This is a genomic window from Pseudomonas sp. Irchel 3F3 (assembly GCF_900187545.1).
In the GTDB taxonomy this organism is placed as follows: domain Bacteria; phylum Pseudomonadota; class Gammaproteobacteria; order Pseudomonadales; family Pseudomonadaceae; genus Aquipseudomonas; species Aquipseudomonas fortuita.
Map to the genome: position 1 here is coordinate 60,795 of NZ_FYDS01000013.1, position 18,852 is coordinate 79,646.

Below are 18,852 nucleotides of genomic sequence, written 5' to 3' on the forward strand. Positions count from 1 at the left end.
CGTGCAACCGGGGCCGCTATGCGGCCCCGATATTCCTGTTCCCTCACTTCACATGCCCAACACCCGATCGGCCTCCAGCAACTGCTGCCCCCGCACCGTGGTCACCCGGTGATCGCGCGCCAGCCAGGCATAGAGGGTCGGCAGCACGAACAAGGTAAACAAGGTGCCCACCAGCATCCCGCACACAATCACCACCCCCAGCCCGAAGCGGCTGTTGGCCCCGGCGCCGCTGGCAAACAGCAGCGGCAGCACGCCAAAGGTCATCGCTGCGGTGGTCATCAGCACCGGCCGCAAACGTATCTGCGCGGCACGGACAATGGCGGCAGCACGGTCGAGGTTGTCGCGCACCTGGATCTCGTTGGCGAACTCCACCATCAGGATACCGTGCTTGCTGATCAGGCCGATCAGCGTCACCAGGCCAATCTGCGTGTAAATGTTCAGCGTGGCCCAGCCCAGCGCCAGCGGCAGCAGCGCACCGCAGATCGACAGCGGCACAGTCACCAGGATGATCAGTGGGTCAACCAGGCTTTCGTACTGCGCCGCCAGCACCAGGTAGATCACCACCAGGGCAGCAAGAAACGCCCACATCAAGGCAAAGCCTTCCTGCACATACTGGCGCGATTCCGATTGCCAGTCGTGGCTGAAGCCCGGTGGCAACTCGGCGGTGAGCTGTTCGAGAAAGGCCACGGCGTTGCCCATCGACACACCCGGGGCCGGGATTGCCTGCAGGGTACTGGCGTTCTGCTGGTCGAACTGCAACAGGCGGTTGGGCGCCACTTCGAGATCCAGGTGCACCACCGTAGCCAGCGGCACCAGGCTGCCCTCTTCGGCGCGCACATACTGGCGGTTCAGCGCCGCAGGCGTCAGGCGCTGGTCCTGGATACTCTGCGGGATCACATCATAGGAGCGCCCGAACAGGGCAAAGCGGTTGAGGTATTGCTCGCCCACCAGCACCCCCAGCGACTCGCCAATGGCCTGCATGCTGATGCCCAGGCTGGCCGCCTTGGCCCGGTCGACACGCACCTTGACCACCGGGTTGTTGTAGTCGAGGTCGCTGTCCACCACGGCAAACAGGCCGCTGTCGCGGGCGCGTTGCTTGAGCACTTCCATGGTCTGGTACAGCTCGGGGTAATCCTGGGCGCTGCGCAGCACCATCTGCACCGGCAGGCCACCACTGGAGCCCGGCAGCGAAGCGACCTGGAAGGCGAAGATGCTGCTGCCTTCGATATCCGCCACGGCCTGCTGCAGCTGTGCCTGCACCTGTGCCGCGGACCGCTCGCGCGCCTGCCAGGCGCTGAGGTTGATGCCCCCGAAACTGGCGGCCGGGCCGTCGGTGCCGTTGATGATCCAGGTGTCGGTGGTTTCGGCGATGGACTTCATCACCTGGTCGAGCTTCAGCGCAAAGCGTTCCGCATATTCGAGGCTGGCATGCTGCGGCGACTTGATGGCGGTCAGCACCGCGGCCTGATCCTCGGGTGGCGCCAGCTCGCGTTGGGGCAGCAGGTAAAGCCAGGGCAGGCTCAGGCACACCAGCAGCGCCACACCAGCGCTGATCCAGCGATGCGCCAGGGAGTAGGCCAGCACTTGTCCATAGGCCCCGGTCAACGCAGCAAACAACCGATCGGCCATGTTGGCCATCGCGCCATGCTGCTGCCCGGGTTGCAACAGCAACGAGCTCATCACCGGCGACAAGGTCAGCGCCACAATGCCGGACACGATCACCGCCCCCGCCAAGGTCAGGGCGAATTCGCGGAACAGCGTGCCGGTCAGCCCGCCCATCAGCCCGATCGGCGCATACACCGCCGCCAAGGTCAGGGTCATGGCAATGACCGGCCCGGCGATTTCCCGCGCCCCGGCCAATGCCGCAGCAACCGGCGACTTGCCCTCTTCGATATGCCGGTGCACGTTCTCCACCACCACGATGGCATCGTCCACCACCAGACCGATGGCCAGCACCATCGCCAGCAAGGTCAGCAGATTGAGACTGAAGCCGAACATCAGCATCAGGCCCGCGGCACCGAGCATCGACAGCGGAATGGCCACCACCGCGATCAGCACACTGCGCAACGAACCCAGGCACAACCAGATCACCAGCACCACGATCAGCATCGCCTCCACCAGGGTGCGCAACACCTCATGGATCGAAGCATCGATGAAGCGCGCAGTCTCATAGGCCAGCGCCACCTTCACCCCAGGCGGCAGGGTCTGCTGGATTTGCGGCAGCAGCTGGCGAATGCCCTCGACAATCACCAGCGGGTTGCCGGCCGGCGTGGGGAACAGCCCCAGGTGCACGGCAGGCTTGCCGTCCATGGTAGCGCTGGTCTGGGTGGCCGCCGCACTGAGCTCGACGGTGCCGACATCGCGCAGGCGCACCAGGTCGGTGCCATCGTTGCGGATGATCAGCTCACGGAAGTCCTCGACCCGGGTCAGGTCGGTGTCCACCTGGATATCGGCCAGCACGTACTGCCCACGCACCTGGCCCGGCGTCGCTTGGTAGTTGTTGGCCCGCACCGCCTGCGCCACGTCCGCTGCCGTCACCCCGCGCCCGGCCATCTGCTCGCTGTCCAGCCACAGGCGCATGGCCAGGCGTTGCCCACCGAACGACTGCACCTTGGCCACGCCGTCGATGCCTGAGAACTGCGGCTCCACCACCCGCGACAGGTAATCGCTCAGCTCCGGGATCGACAGGCTGTCGCTGGAAAAACCCACATAGGCCACGGCGGTGGAGTCGCCTGCCGACAGCTCCACCACCGGGTCGTACGCCTTTTCCGGCAGGCGATAGCGCACCTGGTTGACCTTGGCCATGGTCTCGGCCAGCGCCTGGGTCGAGTCGCGGTTGAGCACCATGCGCAAGGTGATCAGGCTGCGCCCCTGCTGCGACGACGAGGACAGGTAGTCGATGCCCTCGACCGACGACACCGCCTGGGTAATCGGCTGGGTCACGAAGCCCTGCATCAGCTCGGCAGAAGCGCCGGGGTACTCGGTGCTGATGGTAATGGTCGAGCTTGCCAGCAACGGGTACTGACGGATCGGCAACTTGCCCATGGCAAACAGCCCCATCAGGATGATCAGGCTGCTGACCACCAGCGCCAGCACCGGGCGGCGCACGAAGAGATCGGTAAATTTCACCGCTGCCGGCCTCCGAGGTTGGCCTGCAAGCTGTCCTGCGCCACCGGCTCGACCGACATGCCGTCGCTCAGCTTCAACTGGCCAGACACCACCACCCGGTCACCGGGCGCCAGGCCGGAGGTAACCTCCACCCGCCCCTGCCAGCGCTCACCCGTGGTTACCCGCACCCTGCTGACCCGGGTACCATGCGCCGCGTCCTGAGTGGCAACGAATACTGTCTGGCCATAGGCGACGTAGGTGATCGCGGTTTCCGGCACCGCCAATACAGTCGACGGCTGCACAGCATCCAGGCGCACGCCAGCGTACATGCCCGGCTGTAACTGCCCGTCCGGGTTCGGCAAGGCTGCCTGCACCTGCACCAGGCGCGCCTTGCTGACCACCGGATCGACCGCCACCACCCGGGCCTGGAAGCCTTGCCCGCGTACGGCGTCCAGCGTCAGTGCCAGCACTTGCCCGACGTGCACTTCGGGGGCGGCCTGCTCGCCCAAGGCAAAATTCACATGCAACTGGCTGATGTCGGCCAGGCTGACGATGGCCTCGCCGGCCCCCAGGTATTGGCCCTGATGCACCCGCCGAATGCCCAGCTTGCCGGTAAACGGTGCGCGAATGGCCTTCTGCGCGATCAGCGCTTCGACATGCTGCAGCTCCCCGCTGGCCACGTCCACGGCGGTGGCGGCGTTGTCCAGCAACTCTTGCGACACGGCATTCATCGCCCGCAGCTTGCGGCTGCGCTGCAGCACCACGTTAGCGTTACGCAATTTCGCCCGCAACTGCACCCGCTGGGCCTGCTCCGGCGCGTCGTTCAACTGCACCAGCAACTGCCCGGCGGTTACCGCCTGCCCCGACTCGAAGGCAATGCGGGTAATGCGCCCCGCCGTCTCGGCCGCTACCTGCACCTGGTTGACCGCCTCCAGCTCCCCCGAAGCAAAGTGCTGCCGCGCCAGTGGCACCTGCTCGGCCGTGGCCAGCGCCACCCTGGTCGCCGGCCACGCCGCCGCGGCGGGTGGCGCCGAACCGCTACCCACTAACGCATAGCAAGCAGCCAGCACACCGGCTACAGCGCCAGCCCAGGCCAGTAACGTCCGTTTGTTCATGCACAGCTCCGATCACAGGGAAAGCGGTTGCGGGGAAGATCGGGCAGGACTATAAGAGCTCAACTTAACTTGAGGTCAACAGGCATGGCAGCGGATAACACGCGGATGCTCACAGTGGGTGAAGTGGCCAGGCGCAGCGGCGTGGCGGTGTCTGCGCTGCACTTCTACGAGACCAAGGGGCTGATCGCCAGCGTGCGCACGGCTGGCAACCAGCGCCGCTTTCCCTCACTGGTGCTGCGTACACTGGCGATCATCAAGGTGGCGCAGCGCACGGGTATTCCGCTGGAGGAAATCAGGCAGGCGTTCAGCCGCTATGCGCCCAACAGCAAGCTTACGGCGGCGCAATGGGGTGAGATGTCCACCGCCTGGCGCGAAGACCTGAACGCCCGCATCCGCACGCTGGAGGCGCTGCGCGACAGCCTCGACAACTGCATTGGTTGCGGTTGCCTGTCGCTGGAAGACTGCCCGCTGCGCAACCCCGAGGATGTGCTGGGCAAGGAAGGTACCGGGGCACGGATTCTGGAGAAGAAGGCCCGCTAGCCTCGCGCTCTCGAGCCATGTGCAACCCTTCGCAACAGCGCGTGGCCTGCAGGTGGCAAGCAGTTGCTTGGAACCATTGCGGTCCTTCACCGCCCTAACCCTGTGCTGTTAACCCAAAGCCGATCACAGGAAGGAACAAAGCCATCATGAAACGTGAACAGATCGAAGGTGTTGCAGAGAACCTCGCAGGCAAGGCACAAAGCGCTGTAGGCCGCCTGGTCGAAGACCCGGCGCTGGAAGCCGAAGGCGATGCGCGTCAGGCCGCAGGCCAGGTGACCAAGACCTACGGCGACACCCTGGATACGGTGTCTTCGTTCGTCAAGGAAAAGCCCTTCGCCGCACTGGCCATCACCGCCGCCGTCACACTGGTGGTTTCTCGCCTGCTGCGCCGCTGAACCACGGCGCCTCAGGCGGCTCAGGGCCGGAGATATCGTCCGGCCTGTGCCATCACCAGATGGCAATATCGTAGGTCAGGTACAGGCGATTGCTGTCTCGGCCGCGGGCGAAATCTGATCGATACACATAGTTTCGCAGCTTCACGCCCAGCCCTTTCAGCGGTCCGCCCTGCACCACGTAGGCAATCTCGGCGTCACGCTCCCACTCCTTGATGCCCTCGCCAGCTGAACGGCCATTGTCCCCACTCAGGTACCGCGTCATGAAGGTCAGCCCCGGCACCCCGGCCGCAGCGAAGTTGTAGGCGTAGCTGGCCATCCAGGTTTTCTCTTCCTCCTCGATGAATTTGCCGATGCCGACGTTGCTGAACGAATACACGGTCGCACCGCTGATGTACGGCAAGCCGGCTTCGCCATCGAGCACCTGGTAACCGGCACCCACAGAATGACCGGAATGCGCGTACGCCACCTGGCCGCTGAACATGTGGTTGTCGATGCCGCCGCCGTAGGCCGCCCCGCTGTCGCGGCTTTTGAAGTAGCGCAGGTCGGTGGTCAGTACCCCGCCGGCCAACGGCAGGTCATGGACCAGCCCGGCAAAATCCTGGCGATAGAAGTTTGCCAGCTGGCCATGGTAGACACTCAGACGCAGTTGTTTGGTCACGGCATAATCGGCACCTGCAAAGCTGAAGTCACCCGATTTGCCGCCCCCATATCCGTCCAGATAGATACCGGTGCTGTCAGACGAGTCACGCTGCTTGAAGCGGTCGAGGTGCCCGGCCGTCAGGGTCAGCCCGTCGATATCCGTGCTGGTCAGCTGAGTGCCCTGGTAGGTCTGCGGCAGCAGCCGCGCATCGTTGTAAACCAGCACCGGTGTCTTTGGCAGCAAGGTGCCGTACCTGACCACGGTCTGGCCCAGGCGTGCCTTGGCCGTGGCCCCGGCACTGGCAAGCTCCTGCGCTGCGCGGCCATCGTCGTGCACCGGCAACAAACCCGTGCCGCTGCGCCCACGACCGGAATCGAGGCGCAAGCCTAGCAGCCCCAGTGCATCGAGCCCCACGCCCACCGTACCTTGGGTAAAGCCAGACTGGTAGTCGAGCAGAAAACCTTGAGCCCACTCCACCCGTTCGCTTTTGGCGGTGGCGGCCGCGCGGGCGCTCATACCGTGCTCGTCACGGAAATTCTCGTTGAAATACACATTGCGCAACTGCAGCTTGAGCTTGCTGTCGTCGACAAAACCGGAAGCGCCGGCAACAGGCAGCCAGCCGCAAAGCAGGCCACAGGTGGCCCCACGGAACACAGCTCGGGACATGATCGGTACTCTATTGTTGTTTTCTGAGTGAGCGGGAGCCCGGGCGCCTGGCAACGCCCGGTAATGCTTAGACGAAGAAGGACAAGGCGCCCGTGAGCAGCGCCAGCGCTGTGATCACCAACGAGGTGAGCACGGCCCATTTCACGGTGGCTTTCTGGAAGTCACCGATATCGCGGTCGACCATGCCCACCAGCAACAACGTGGAAGCCACCAGCGGGCTCATCAGGTGCACAGGCTGGCCTAGCACCGAAGCGCGGGCAATTTCCACCGGGTCGATGCCGTACGCGGCCGCGGCGTTTGCCAGGATCGGCACAACGCCGAAGTAGTACGCGTCGTTGGACAGCACAAAGGTAAGCGGCATGCTGGTCAGCGCCACCACCAGCGGGAACCAGTGGCTCCAGGCTTCCGGAATCCAGTCCACCAGGGTCTGGGCCAACGCATCGACCATCTTGGTACCCGAGAAAATACCGGCGAATATGCCTGCGGCGAACACCAGCAGCACCACGGTCATGGCGTTGCCCGAATGGGCGAGGATGCGCTCTTTCTGCAGGTCCAGCTGCGGGTAGTTGATCATCAGTGCGGCGACAAAACCGATCATGAACAGGATGGCCGCGTGCATCAGCCCCAGCACCAGCGCAGTCATCACGGCGATCACCAGCACCAGGTTCACATAGGCAAGGCGCGGGCGCTTGTGCGGGCTGTCCCCGAGGATTTCCTTGATGTAGCAGTTACCCCCTCCCGACTCCAGCGCAATATTGCCGATACGCCGGCGCTCGGTGCGACCAAGCAGGTAAGCGGTGAACACCACCCACAATGCGCCGCCGATGACGGTGGGCAACATCGGAATGAAGTATTCGGTCGCATCCAGACCGAGCGCGGCAATGGCGCGGGTGGCGGGGCCGCCCCAAGGGCTCATGCCGCTCATGATGCTCAACGACAGCATCGACACGGTGGCCAGGATCATCGGGTTCATGCCGATCCGCTTGTACAGCGGCAGCATGGCGGCGCAGGTAATCATGTAGGTCGTGGTGCCGTCACCGTCCAGCGCCACCAGCAGCGACAGCAAGGCCGTGCCGATGGCGATCTTGACCGGGTCGCCGTTTACCCGTTTGAGGATCTTGCGGATCAGCGGGTCGAACAGGCCAGCGTCGATCATCAAGCCGAAGAACAAGATGGCAAACAACAGCAGCGCGGCAGACGGTGCGACCATTTTCAGCCCATCGAGCATCATCTTGCCCAGGTCTGGCGCGAAGCCGCCAACCAGGGCGAAAACAATCGGAACGACAGTCAGTGCAACGATCGGGGACAGGCGTTTACTCATGATCAGGTAGGTGAAAGTCACCACCATGATCAGGCCCAAGAGTGCGAGCATGGTTTGTTCTCTTGTTTTTATTGTCTATGTGGCCACCTGCAGCGCAGACGGCCCCCTACCCCACCCGGCAGCGCCTGGTGGGGGCCTTGTCAAAAGGGTGAAGGAGTGGGTGTTCAGCCGTGGCGGCGCGGTTCGGCGACCCAGTCGGCGGATTCAACCACGGGGCTGGCCACCGGCTCGCCGTTCAGGCGGCTGTGAAGCGTCTGGCGGTCACAGGCATTTTCCGACAGCGAAACCACCACCGTAGCCACTGCGTTGCTGGCGAGACTCGTCAGCGCACGGGCTTCCGACATGAAGCGATCGACGCCGATCAGCAGGGCCAGGCCGGCCAGGGGAATGTCATGGATAACGGTAAGGGTCGAGGCCAAGGCCACAAAACCGCTGCCGGTGACACCTGCCGCGCCCTTGGAAGACAACAGCATGATCGCCAGCATGGTCACCACCTGGCCCAGGCTCAGGTCGATGTTGCAGGCTTGTGCGATGAACACGGCTGCCAACGACAGGTAGATGGCAGTACCGTCAAGGTTGAAAGAATAGCCGGTGGGCAGCACCAGGCCGACCACGCCTTTCTTGCATCCAAGCTTCTCGAGCTTTTCAAGCATGCGCGGCAGCACAGGTTCGGTGGACGAGGTGCCAAGCACCACCAGGAACTCCTCACGGAAATAGCGCAGCAGCTTCCACAGGCTGAAGCCATGGGCCCGGCAGATGCCACCGAGCACCACCAGAACGAAGAACGCACAGGCGATATACAACGTCCCCACCAGCTTGGCCAGCGAGCCGAGGGAGGTAATGCCGTACTGGCCTACGGTGAATGCCAGTGCGCCGAAAGCGCCGATCGGGGCAAAGCGCATCAGGTAACCGAAGATGCGGAACACCATGGTCGACGCCGATTCCAGCACATCCAGTACCGGCTTGCCCTTTTCGCCCATCGACGACAGCGCGAAACCGCTGAGCACGGCGATGAACAGCACCGGCAAGACCTCTCCCTTGTTGAAGGCACCGACGAAGGTGTCCGGGATGATGTGCATGAAGAAGTCCACCACGCTCAGCTTGGCGGCCGAGGCGGTGTACTGGCTCAGGCCTGCAGTACTGAGGGTGGCAGGGTCGATGTTCATGCCACTCCCCGGCTTGAACAGGTAGACCGCCGCCAGTCCGATCACCAGGCTGACCACCGTCAGGCCCAGGAACAACAGCAGGGTCTTGCTCATCAGCCGCCCCAGCGAGCGCTTGTCGGTCATGCCGGCGATGCCGGTGACGATGGTGCAGAACACCACCGGCGCAATCATCATCTTGATCAGCTTGATGAACGCATCACCCAGCGGCTTGAGGGCCACGGCCTGTTGCGCCCAGAAGTGGCCGACCACCACGCCCAGCAGGACGGCGCAGAGGATCTGGAAGTACAGCGATTTGGCGAGTTTCATGGGGCATCACCATTGTTGAAATTGTGCGGATGCGCTTGCTAAGAATGTGCGGGGCTTGATCGACGCCTGGTGCTACCCGGCCAACCTGCGGAATGTAGGGGCGTAGACGAAGCCTGAGAAGAGCCGCCGGGCGGTTCGTACGACCGAGGCCTGGATCGTCTGGCCATCGGCACCGCTGCGCGTCAGGGCGATATCGATGCCGCCACTGGGGTGCTCGAGTCGGACCTCGGTCAGCTGCTGCGCGCCTTCGCCCAGCAGGTCGGCAATCACCGTGCCGGGGCTGACGCAGGCAGTCGCCAGCCCCACTGCGCCAGTGATAGCCAAGGCGCGATGGCAGTTGTGCGGCATGAAATAGCGAACCTGCAGCGTGCCGTCGTAGCGAGGCCTGGATACCAGCACTGGTTTGGGAATGACCATGCCACTGACGTCGCCCAGGCCCATGGCCTTGCCGGCCTTCAACCGCAATGCTTCAAGGCGTTGCAACAGTTCGCTGTTGGCGTCCAGCTGGGCCGGGGTTTCCGAGCCGGTGACACCCAGCTGGCTGGCCTCTACCACCATCATCGGCATGGCCATGTCGATGCAGGTCACCGGTACACCATCGATCAAATCCTTGGCCTGACCGGTGGGGAACAGCTTGCCGGTCTTGCTGCCGACTGCATCAAGGAAAGTCAGGTGCACCGGGGCCGCCGTGCCTGGTACGCCGTCGATTGCGGTTCGGCCTTCGTAGCGCACGATGCCGCCTGGGGTTTCTACCAGCGAATTGACGAAGGTACCGGTGTTCAGGTTGCGAATACGGACCAGGGTCTTGCCTTCCTTGCCTTTGACCAACCCCTGTTCGATGGCGAACGGGCCAACGGCACACAGCATGTTGCCGCAGTTGGGAGCAGTATCGACCCGCCGCTGTGCAACCATCACCTGCACGAACAGGTAGTCGACGTCGGCGTCGGCGTGCAAAGACGGGCTGATGATCGCCACCTTGCTGGTCTGCGGGCTGCCGCCACCGATGCCGTCGATTTCCAGCTCATGGCCAGAGCCCATCAGGTTGATCAGCAACTCGTCGCGCTCGACCACATTGGCAGGCAGGTCCCAAGCGTGGAAGAACGGCCCTTTGGAGGTACCACCGCGCATGAGTACGCAAGGAATTCGTTGCATGATTTCGCACTCTTGTTGATCAATGGACATCATTGATGCTGTGAGCAAAAGAGTGACAGGCATGGATAAATCAATCCAATGCAAATATCGTAGCCATTATTGCGATTCAAACATTAATCAAGCACGGCGACAGTAGCGGGTTTTCTTATGGAATATGAGCTGCAAGACATCAGATCTTTCGTGAAAATCGCCGAACTCGGCAGCTTCCACGAGGCCGCCGAAGCGCTTCACCTGTCCCAACCAGCGCTAAGCCGGCGGATCAAGAAGCTCGAGGAAGGCCTGGGCACCTCGCTGCTGGAACGCACCACTCGCCGGGTCAGCCTGACCAGCGTGGGCCGCGACTTCCTGCCCAAGGCCAGGCGCCTGCTGGATGATTTTGAAGACTCGATCCTCAGCATTCGCGAGCTGGCCGAGCGCCAGACCGGCCAGGTTACCCTCGCCTGCATTCCCACCGCAGCGTTCTACTTCCTGCCGTCGGTGATCCGCGATTACAACGAGCAGTACCCTAAAATCCGCATTCGCCTGCTGGACCTTAGCGCCAACGACGGGCTCGAAGCAGTGCTGCGCGGCGAGGCCGACTTCGGCATCAACATGATGAGCGGCCAGCACCCGGACATCGAGTTTGTCTCACTGGTGCAAGAGCATTTTGTACTGGCGTGCAGGCGCGACCACCCACTGGCAGAACGCGCATCCGTTACCTGGACAGAGCTGGCTGATTACCGCCTGATCGGCGTCGGCCGCCTGAGTGGCAACCGCATGCTGCTGGACCATGCGTTGTCCGGGCTCAACCTGCGGCCCAAATGGTTCTACGAAGTGCAGCACCTGTCGACGTCGCTGGGCATGGTCGAGGCCGGGCTGGGCGTGTCGGCCATGCCCAGCCTGGCCATGCCCAACGCTGATCACCCGACGCTGGTGAGCGTGCCGTTGATCGAGCCGCAGGTCACACGCACCCTGGGGCTGGTGTACCGGCGCGGTGCGTCATTGTCGCCTGCGGCGGAGAAGTTCGTTTCGATCCTGCTGCAGCAGTGGCCCAACCGTTGAGTCGCGGCTGCGCAGGCAGGTGAGGTCAGGCGTCCTTGCCCAGCACAATGCGGTCGAAATGCTCGATGTGCTCATCCAGATTATCTTCGAGCATCATCCGGTACTGCTCGCAGAAGTACTTCAGAATCTCCTCCCGGGCTGCCGCAAGTTCCGCGCCCGACTTGAAGCTGCGGGCGCTCATCCAGGCGCTGAAACGCGTGGCGCCAAAGGTCAGCGAGGCACTTACCTTGCCCAGGTCTTCGAATTTTTCAATCTGCTGGTTGGCCAGGTCGATGTGCGCATCGGCGCGGTCATAAAAGGCCTGATCGGTAGCTTGGGTCATTGCGCTTCACCTTGTAACGGAAGCCCAAGCCTTGCATGGCGGCGCGCATACGTGCAAGGCTGAAAAAGGATGACCCATGACGAAAAAGGAAGCAAAGCACCTTATGCTTGGAATCACACGTATCCATCGCTACTTGCGCCCACTGCCTGCAAAACCGACTGCAGCCAGTGGGCGTGACCTCAAGGCCAAACCAGTTGCCCGCCTCGCCTCAAAGGTTACAAACCTGCTCTGCACGCCCCGCTCCGCCCCGCCTTACCTCTGCGTCACCCCTGAGCGCCCCCCTGTCGACCGTGTGCCCCCTACCTGACTGCCATCGCTGCAGCTCACACACCGTATTCGCCTGTTACAGGCGGGATGTATGACGCAACAACAAGGGGCAATACCCAATGCTTTTCTTTCACGGTAAACGCATTTTCAGCGCCATCTTCGATATGGATGGCACCCTCTTCGACACCGAACGCTTGCGCTTCAAGACACTGAAGCAAGCCTCTGTGGAAATCTTCGGCAAAGCGCTGAGCGAGGACACATTGATCGGCTCGCTGGGTTTGAGCGCGACCAAGGCCGAAGCCTTGGCCAAGGCGCATAACGGTGAAAACTTCCCGTACGCCGAGATTCGCAAACGCGCGGATGAACTTGAGCTCGAATATGTGCGCAATCACGGCGTACCCATCAAGGCCGGCCTGCTGGAGGTACTCGAACGCCTGCGCAAGTCGGGGTTGACCATGGCAGTGGCCACCTCCAGCCGCCGTGCCATTGCCGAGGAATACCTGATCAATGCCAATGTGCTGAAGTACTTCGACATCACTGTCTGTGGCGATGAAGTCAGCCAGGGCAAACCCCACCCCGAGATTTTCCTGAAAGCCGCCCGCGCGCTCAATTGCGAACCCGATCAGTGCTTCATGGTCGAGGATTCAGAGAACGGCATGCTGTCGGCCATCCGCGCCGAAGGCCAGGCGATCCTGATCGAAGACATCAAGCCGCCCGCTGCCCAGATCAAGGCAGGCGCACTCAAAGCCTACCGCAGCATGCATGAGTTTCTCGCCGACCTGAGCGAGTGCGTACCTGACTTGGGCATGCCAGCATTGAGCGAGCCGTTCCCGGCTTCGTTGAACCAGTTCAGCGTGGGCATTCATGGCTTCGGCGCCATCGGCGGTGGGTACCTGACACAGGTATTTTCCCATTGGGACGGCTACACCCGGCCCCGTGAAATCATCGCCGCGACCCGCTCGCGCATGCTGCGCGAAAGCGTCAATGCCTTCGGCCGTTACAGCGTGCGCTACGGGGCCACTTCGTTCGACCAGACCATCGACAATGTACGCATGATCGACCTGGACGATGACGACGCCGTGATCGGCATGTACACCACTGCCGAAATTGTCGGCCTGAGCCTGCCCGAGCAGGCCATCCGCAACCAGGCGAAGGTGATCGCCAAGGGGCTGCTGCAACGTTTCGAACGACGTGGCCGTGAGCTGACGCTGCTGATCGTGCTGAACAAGGTAGGCGGCGCCGCGTTCGTGCGCCGCCATGTGCAAGCGGAGCTGGCATTGCTGTGCCCGCCGGCCATTGGCGAGCAAGTGCTGGAAAAGACCCATTTCGCCGAAACGGTGGTCAGCCGCATCGTCTCCAAGCTCAGCAATGACGCACTGGTGCGGCAACTGCGCATCAAGTCGCAGATGTTCCAGAACAGCCTGGAAGACGAACCGGCAGTCGCCACAAAGGCATCCACGCCAGTGCCTGAGTACGAACGACTGATCGGGCGCTTCAGGCCTTTCGCCCAGCCGAGCAGCGCGATGAGCCAGTTGCACCTGATCCTGTTCAACAGCGAACCCGACATGCCGCTGTATGTAGAGCACGGCAGCGAGCTGCTCGAGCGCCTGCGCCAGGTGAAGACGGTGCCTGACATCACCCAGATCCAGGTCATCAAGAACCGCCTGTGGAACGGCCCACATGCCGTTGTTGCCTGGTACGCAAGCCTGCTGGGCCATGATTCGGTGGGCCAGGGTATGGGCGACGCGCGTGTCAGCGAACTGGCCGAACGCCTGATTCGCCAGGAAGTCGGGCCCGCACTGGTGGCGGAGTACCCACACATGGCCGAAGTGGTCAGCCGTTTTGCGGATACGTTCCTTGAGCGCTGTGCAACCTCGTTCAAAGACCCTTGTGCCCGGGTGGGGCGCGACCCGTTGCGCAAGCTTCAGCGTAACGAACGGGTCCTCAGCAGCATCGACCTTGCACGCAAACACGGTATCGAAACCCCGGCACTGACGTTTGGCGCGGCCTTGGCCATTCACCATGCGTTGCGCTGCGAAGACAGCAAGGACCAGGAAGCCCAGGCGATCAGACAGGTTTATCGGGAAAACGACGCCAGCGTTGAGGCCGTGCTTACCCGTGACTGTGACTGTAATGGCAAGCGTTTTCCAGGATTGCACCCGATCAGGGATGAGCAGCTGATCACCGCCATTTCAGAGGCGTTTCGACAGTACCCGCAAAGGGATATGGCAACCAGGCGGGACGACCTTTGCATAGGCGCATGAGGTACTGCATAAGCCTGCAACCCGCGCAGTGAATGGCACGGGCTTCGCCCGTGTTCGCGGGGCAAGCCCGCTCCCACAGGGATCGCGCCAGCTTTTAGAAGTTAAGCAAGACAGTTGCTCCCACCTTGATCGCGCTAGCTTTCAGAGGGTTGCCAGCCAGCCCCCCTTTTTGAATGACACAATGCTTGCGCATGACACAAAGTGTCATTAAGATCGCCGTGTGTCCTGGCGACGCCATCACGACGAACAGCCAGCGCCCGCCCTTTCCCATGCAGGTACCGCCCATGACGACCACCATGCACATCCCCAAGGACCAGTTGGTCAAGCTGGCCCAGCAGCAGATGCTGACGGCCCTGGCCGACAACACCTACACCGCCCGACAAAAGCTTGCCCTCACCTGCCGCATCCTGTTCGATGGCGGCCACGACTCCGGCCTGGCCGGGCAGATCACCGCTCGTGCGCAGGAACCTGGCACCTATTACACCCAGCAACTGGGCCTGGGCTTCGACGAAATCGCTGCCTCCAACCTGCTGGTGGTGGACGAAGACCTCACCGTGCTGCAAGGCCGCGGCATGGCCAACCCGGCCAATCGCTTCCATAGCTGGCTGTACCGGGCCCGCCCCGACGTCAACTGCATCATCCACACCCACCCGCTGCACAGCGCCGCCCTGTCGATGCTTGAGGTGCCGTTGGCCATCTCGCACATGGATCTTTGCCCGCTGTTCGACGACTGCGCATTCCTCAAGGAATGGCCAGGCGTACCGGTGGGCAACGAGGAAGGTGAAATCATCGCGAAGGCGATTGGCGACAAGCGTGCAATCCTGCTCTCCCACCACGGCCTGCTGATTGCCGGTGGCTCGATCGAGGAAGCCTGCGTGCTCGCCCTGCTGTTCGAGCGCGCAGCAAAGATGCAATTGCTGGCCATGGGCGCCGGTGACATCCGCCCCATCCCTGAGGCACTGGGCAAAGAAGCCCACGACTGGATCTCCACCCCCAAACGTCATGGCGCCGCGTTCAGCTACTACGCACGCCGTGCCTTGCGTGCCCATGGCGACTGCCTGGGCTGATCGAAGCTGTACTCTTTCCTCAACAACGGCAAAGGTGCCTGGTCATGTCTACACCTGTAATTCGCGGCGTTATCGGCTACACCATCACTCCCTTCACGGCTGAGGGCACGCTCGACCTTGATGCCCTGGGCACGTCCATCGACAGCCTCATCGCAGACGGCGTGCACGCCATCGCACCGCTGGGCAGCACCGGCGAAGGGGCCTACCTGTCCGACAGCGAATGGGAAACCGTGGTGCGCTTCAGCCAGGCACGCATTGCCGGCCGCGTACCCAGCGTGGTCAGCGTATCCGACCTGACAACCGCCCGTACCGTGCAGCGTGCCCGCCTCGCCCAGGCCTGCGGTGCCACAGCAGTGATGGTGCTGCCCATTTCCTACTGGAAGCTCACCGAAGCCGAAGTGGTTGCCCACTACAAGGCCGTCGGCGCGGCCATCGACATTCCGATCATGCTCTACAACAACCCGGGCACCAGCGGCACCGACCTGTCGGTGGAGCTGATCCTGCGCATCCTCGGCGAAGTGCCCAATGTGACCATGGTCAAGGAAAGCACCGGTGACATTCAGCGCATGCACCGCCTGTTCAAGGCCACCGACGGCCGGGTGGCCTTCTATAACGGTTGCAACCCGCTCACTCTGGAAGCCCTGGTGGCTGGCGCCACGGGCTGGTGCACCGCCGCACCCAACCTGATACCAGCCCTGAACCTGGCGCTGTGGGACGCCGTGCAGCAAGGCGACCTGGCCCAAGCGCGCGCGCTGTTCTACCGCCAGTTCGAGCTGCTGGAATACATCACCCGCCGTGGCCTGCCCACCACCATCAAGGCCGGCCTGAAAATGCTCGGCCAGGATGTCGGCGCGCCGCGCCTTCCCCTGCAGCCGCTGGATGCGCAAGGCAGCAACTACCTGAAAAGCCTGCTGACCGAACTGGCCAACTGACCTTGAAACCTGCCCGGCGGCACCTCGCAGCCGGGCCCCTGCTGCACCCGACCTTCACCAGAGGCAACCATGGACGCGCCTGCACAAAGCTCTTCAACCCCGTTTCGGCCTACAGACCTCCTTCACCCCGTGATAGCCGGGCTCGTTTCGGTCATCGTCAACTATGGCGGCACCTTCATCCTGGTGTTCCAGGCGGCCAAGGTGGCCGGGCTGAGTCCAGAGCTGACGTCATCATGGGTCTGGGCCGTGTCGATCGGCGTCGGCCTCAGCGGCCTGTTGCTGTGCTGGTACAGCCGCGAGCCGATAATCACGGCATGGTCCACGCCAGCCGCAGCTTTCCTGGTCACCGCCCTGGCCAGCGTGCCCTACAGCGAAGCCATCGGAGCCTACCTGCTGTCGGCCGCGGGCTTCGTGGTGCTGGGGCTGAGCGGGTGCTTCGAGCGCCTGGTGCGGGTGGTCCCTGGCGGCATTGCCGCCGGGCTGCTGGCGGGCATCCTGCTGCAGTTCGGTATCGGCGCCTTTGCCAGCCTGTCGCTCGACCCCGTCCTGGCCGGGCTGCTGATTGCGGCCTATGTGGCATTCAAACGCTTCACCGCCCGTTATGCCGTGGTTGGCATTCTGCTCCTGGGCCTGGGCTACCTGCTGCTGCAGGGGCAAGCAGGCCTGACGGCATTGCAGCTGGAATTCGCCTCACCAGTGTTCACCGCGCCCACCTTCACCCTCAACGCCGCCCTCAGCGTGGCGCTGCCATTGTTCCTGATCACACTCACCGGCCAGTACATGCCAGGCATGCTGGTGCTGCGCAACGACGGCTTCAAGACCAGCGCCAACCCGATCGTCGCGGTCACGGGCCTGGGCTCATTGCTGATGGCGCCATTCGGTTCCCACGCCTTCAACATCGCCGCTATCACGGCGGCCATCTGCACCGGCAAGGAAGCCCATGAAGACCCGGGCAAGCGCTGGGTGGCGGGGATTGCTGCCGGTGTCTGCTACATCGTCGTGGGGGTGTTCGGGGTCACCCTGGCCAGTGTGTTCATGGCGCTGCCAGGTACCTTTATCACGACTCTGGCCGGCCTTGCCCTGCTGGGCACCATCGGTGCCAGCCTGGCCGGCGCCATGGCGGATGCCAGCTCGCGCGAAGCGTCACTGATCACCTTCCTGGCGGCGGCGGCCAACATCAGCCTGTTCGGCATTGGCGGGGCCTTCTGGGGGCTGGTCATTGGCCTGCTGGCGTATGCCGTGCTGAACGGGCGCCTGCCACGCGCCAGCCGTTCATCCCGATAGACAGCTTACAACCAACCTACCCTGCGCCCTGTATCCACGCCGTTCGACAGGTATCGACATGCCCCAAGCTGGCCCCAAGCTTCTTACCCAAATTGCTGCCGTGCACTTTGTCAGCCATGTGCACATCATGCTGATCCCGGCATTGCTGCCCGTCCTCCCCGGCCTGCTGGGTGTGGGATTCGTCGAGCTTGGCGTGGCCCTGGCGGTGTTCAACATCGTCTCTGCCTTGGTGCAGGCACCGCTGGGCTTTGCCGTCGACCACTACGGGGCGCGCAAGGTGCTCAAGGCCGGGTTGCTGCTGGGCAGTCTCAGTTTCCTGATGCTGGCGGTCAGCCCCGGCTATGCGGTATTGCTGGTAGCGATGGCCTTGGCCGGGCTGGCCAATGGCGTCTACCACCCTGCCGACTACGCGTTGCTGGTCAACGGCATTGAGGCAGGCCGCCTGGGGCGATCGTTCTCGATCCATACGTTCGCCGGTTTCCTCGGTTCGGCGGTAACGCCAGCGGTATTTCTCGGCATCGCCGCCGTGTTGGGTACCCAGGCCGCCCTGGCAGCAGGTGCGGTGGTAGGTATTGCCGCGCTGCTGCTGATCTCTGTGCCACGCAGCGGCATTTATCAGGTTTGCGGGCATGGCAACAAAAGTGACGCTGGCCTTGGTGCTGCGCCTGGCCGCGTGCGCTTGCTCACGCCGATGATCGGTGTGTTGACGGTGTTGTTCATCCTGCTGAACCTGAGCACCAGTGCCATCGAGAAGTTCTCCGTGGCCGCCCTGGTCCAGGGCCAAGGCCTGACCCTGGCCTGGGCCAACACGGCGCTCACGGCGTTTCTGCTCAGCAGTGCAGTGGGCGTTTTGTGCGGCGGAGCCCTGGCTGACCGCACCCGCCGCCATGGCCTGGTGGCGGCCATGGCCTTTGCCCTGGCGGCGGCGCTGACGACGCTGGTGGCGCTGGGGCTGGTGCGGGACTGGGCATTGGTAGCGGTACTGGGGGCCATCGGCTTGCTGACCGGGGTCATCGCGCCGTCGCGGGACATGCTGGTCAAGGCGGCGGCACCCCGTGGTGCCGAGGGTAAAACCTTCGGGCTGGTCTCGACCGGCTTCAACATCGGCGGCGCTCTCGGGCCCATTGCATTCGGCTGGATGCTCGATCAGCGCCTGCCCGAAGGCATCTTCATCGCTTCGGTGGTGTTCATGCTGCTGACCGTGCTGCTGACCCTGGCGCAGGAGGCATATTTAGCCAGTAAGCGTCGCCAGCTGGCTTAGACCCT

General features: G+C 63.1%; 15 protein-coding genes. 8 read left to right on the forward strand and 7 right to left on the reverse strand.

Features of this window, described 5'->3' with window-relative positions; genetic code table 11:
- Positions 1 to 48: 48 nt before the first annotated feature.
- Positions 49 to 3,129 carry a MexW/MexI family multidrug efflux RND transporter permease subunit gene (locus tag CKW35_RS24015; protein ID WP_095117038.1) on the reverse strand — a complete coding sequence of 1,027 codons (3,081 nt, stop codon included), beginning with the start codon at positions 3,127 to 3,129 and terminating at the stop codon, positions 49 to 51.
- A complete protein-coding gene (locus tag CKW35_RS24020; RefSeq protein ID WP_016485571.1) occupies positions 3,126 to 4,223 on the reverse strand; it encodes an efflux RND transporter periplasmic adaptor subunit in 1,098 nt (365 codons plus the stop codon). The genes CKW35_RS24015 and CKW35_RS24020 overlap by 4 nt, the downstream gene beginning before the upstream one ends.
- Positions 4,224 to 4,307: 84 nt before the next feature.
- On the opposite strand from CKW35_RS24020, the gene soxR reads away from it, so the two are divergent.
- Both soxR and CKW35_RS24030 read left to right on the forward strand, forming a co-directional pair.
- Positions 4,308 to 4,763, forward strand: a complete 456-nt coding sequence (gene soxR, locus CKW35_RS24025) for a redox-sensitive transcriptional activator SoxR (RefSeq protein WP_023049466.1) — start codon at positions 4,308 to 4,310, stop codon at positions 4,761 to 4,763.
- Positions 4,764 to 4,909: 146 nt separating this feature from the next.
- The gene (locus tag CKW35_RS24030) at positions 4,910 to 5,158 is read left to right on the forward strand and encodes a CsbD family protein (protein ID WP_016485569.1); all 249 of its coding nucleotides are present in this window, start codon (positions 4,910 to 4,912) and stop codon (positions 5,156 to 5,158) included.
- Between the two features lie 52 nt (positions 5,159 to 5,210).
- Here CKW35_RS24030 and CKW35_RS24035 read toward each other — a convergent pair whose 3' ends face one another.
- The 4 genes from CKW35_RS24035 to CKW35_RS24050 all read right to left on the reverse strand — a co-directional run bounded on the left by CKW35_RS24035 (position 5,211) and on the right by CKW35_RS24050 (position 10,409).
- Positions 5,211 to 6,464, reverse strand: coding sequence for an OprD family porin (locus CKW35_RS24035; RefSeq protein WP_016485568.1), 1,254 nt, complete (start codon positions 6,462 to 6,464; stop codon positions 5,211 to 5,213).
- A gap of 67 nt (positions 6,465 to 6,531) precedes the next feature.
- Positions 6,532 to 7,836 (reverse strand): CitMHS family transporter, encoded by a 1,305-nt coding sequence (locus CKW35_RS24040; protein WP_016485567.1) that lies wholly within the window; start codon positions 7,834 to 7,836, stop codon positions 6,532 to 6,534.
- Positions 7,837 to 7,949: 113 nt separating this feature from the next.
- Entirely contained in the window at positions 7,950 to 9,257 is a 1,308-nt protein-coding gene (locus CKW35_RS24045) for a dicarboxylate/amino acid:cation symporter (protein WP_016485566.1), read from the reverse strand.
- A gap of 72 nt (positions 9,258 to 9,329) precedes the next feature.
- Positions 9,330 to 10,409 (reverse strand): 4-oxalomesaconate tautomerase, encoded by a 1,080-nt coding sequence (locus tag CKW35_RS24050; RefSeq protein ID WP_016485565.1) that lies wholly within the window; start codon positions 10,407 to 10,409, stop codon positions 9,330 to 9,332.
- Positions 10,410 to 10,556: 147 nt separating this feature from the next.
- Between CKW35_RS24050 and CKW35_RS24055 the strand changes: the two genes are divergently transcribed.
- Complete coding sequence (locus CKW35_RS24055; protein ID WP_016485564.1) at positions 10,557 to 11,450, forward strand: LysR family transcriptional regulator; 894 nt, start codon at positions 10,557 to 10,559, stop codon at positions 11,448 to 11,450.
- Positions 11,451 to 11,475: 25 nt separating this feature from the next.
- Here CKW35_RS24055 and CKW35_RS24060 read toward each other — a convergent pair whose 3' ends face one another.
- Positions 11,476 to 11,772, reverse strand: a complete 297-nt coding sequence (locus CKW35_RS24060) for a DUF3144 domain-containing protein (RefSeq protein WP_016485563.1) — start codon at positions 11,770 to 11,772, stop codon at positions 11,476 to 11,478.
- A 386-nt stretch (positions 11,773 to 12,158) separates the two neighbouring features.
- Between CKW35_RS24060 and mtlD the strand changes: the two genes are divergently transcribed.
- From mtlD to CKW35_RS24090, 5 genes are all read left to right on the forward strand, one after another.
- Positions 12,159 to 14,303, forward strand: coding sequence for a bifunctional mannitol-1-phosphate dehydrogenase/phosphatase (gene mtlD, locus CKW35_RS24065; protein WP_016485562.1), 2,145 nt, complete (start codon positions 12,159 to 12,161; stop codon positions 14,301 to 14,303).
- A gap of 284 nt (positions 14,304 to 14,587) precedes the next feature.
- Positions 14,588 to 15,370, forward strand: a complete 783-nt coding sequence (locus CKW35_RS24075) for an aldolase (protein WP_016485560.1) — start codon at positions 14,588 to 14,590, stop codon at positions 15,368 to 15,370.
- 44 nt (positions 15,371 to 15,414) lie between these two features.
- Positions 15,415 to 16,302 (forward strand): dihydrodipicolinate synthase family protein, encoded by an 888-nt coding sequence (locus tag CKW35_RS24080; RefSeq protein ID WP_016485559.1) that lies wholly within the window; start codon positions 15,415 to 15,417, stop codon positions 16,300 to 16,302.
- Between the two features lie 69 nt (positions 16,303 to 16,371).
- A complete protein-coding gene (locus CKW35_RS24085) occupies positions 16,372 to 17,586 on the forward strand; it encodes a benzoate/H(+) symporter BenE family transporter (RefSeq protein WP_016485558.1) in 1,215 nt (404 codons plus the stop codon).
- Between the two features lie 58 nt (positions 17,587 to 17,644).
- Complete coding sequence (locus CKW35_RS24090) at positions 17,645 to 18,847, forward strand: MFS transporter (protein WP_016485557.1); 1,203 nt, start codon at positions 17,645 to 17,647, stop codon at positions 18,845 to 18,847.
- Positions 18,848 to 18,852: the final 5 nt, after the last annotated feature.

Excerpts from the sequence above, each read along its gene's own strand:
- CKW35_RS24060 (WP_016485563.1), bottom strand. The coding sequence starts at position 11,772 with ATGACCCAAGCTACCGATCAGGCCTTTTATGACCGCGCCGATGCGCAC.
- CKW35_RS24030 (WP_016485569.1), top strand. The coding sequence starts at position 4,910 with ATGAAACGTGAACAGATCGAAGGTGTTGCAGAGAACCTCGCAGGCAAG.
- CKW35_RS24020 (WP_016485571.1), bottom strand. The coding sequence starts at position 4,223 with ATGAACAAACGGACGTTACTGGCCTGGGCTGGCGCTGTAGCCGGTGTG.
- CKW35_RS24050 (WP_016485565.1), bottom strand. The coding sequence starts at position 10,409 with ATGCAACGAATTCCTTGCGTACTCATGCGCGGTGGTACCTCCAAAGGG.
- CKW35_RS24040 (WP_016485567.1), bottom strand. The coding sequence starts at position 7,836 with ATGCTCGCACTCTTGGGCCTGATCATGGTGGTGACTTTCACCTACCTG.
- CKW35_RS24085 (WP_016485558.1), top strand. The coding sequence starts at position 16,372 with ATGGACGCGCCTGCACAAAGCTCTTCAACCCCGTTTCGGCCTACAGAC.
- CKW35_RS24045 (WP_016485566.1), bottom strand. The coding sequence starts at position 9,257 with ATGAAACTCGCCAAATCGCTGTACTTCCAGATCCTCTGCGCCGTCCTG.
- CKW35_RS24035 (WP_016485568.1), bottom strand. The coding sequence starts at position 6,464 with ATGTCCCGAGCTGTGTTCCGTGGGGCCACCTGTGGCCTGCTTTGCGGC.
- CKW35_RS24090 (WP_016485557.1), top strand. The coding sequence starts at position 17,645 with ATGCCCCAAGCTGGCCCCAAGCTTCTTACCCAAATTGCTGCCGTGCAC.
- CKW35_RS24075 (WP_016485560.1), top strand. The coding sequence starts at position 14,588 with ATGACGACCACCATGCACATCCCCAAGGACCAGTTGGTCAAGCTGGCC.
- soxR (WP_023049466.1), top strand. The coding sequence starts at position 4,308 with ATGGCAGCGGATAACACGCGGATGCTCACAGTGGGTGAAGTGGCCAGG.
- CKW35_RS24055 (WP_016485564.1), top strand. The coding sequence starts at position 10,557 with ATGGAATATGAGCTGCAAGACATCAGATCTTTCGTGAAAATCGCCGAA.
- mtlD (WP_016485562.1), top strand. The coding sequence starts at position 12,159 with ATGCTTTTCTTTCACGGTAAACGCATTTTCAGCGCCATCTTCGATATG.
- CKW35_RS24080 (WP_016485559.1), top strand. The coding sequence starts at position 15,415 with ATGTCTACACCTGTAATTCGCGGCGTTATCGGCTACACCATCACTCCC.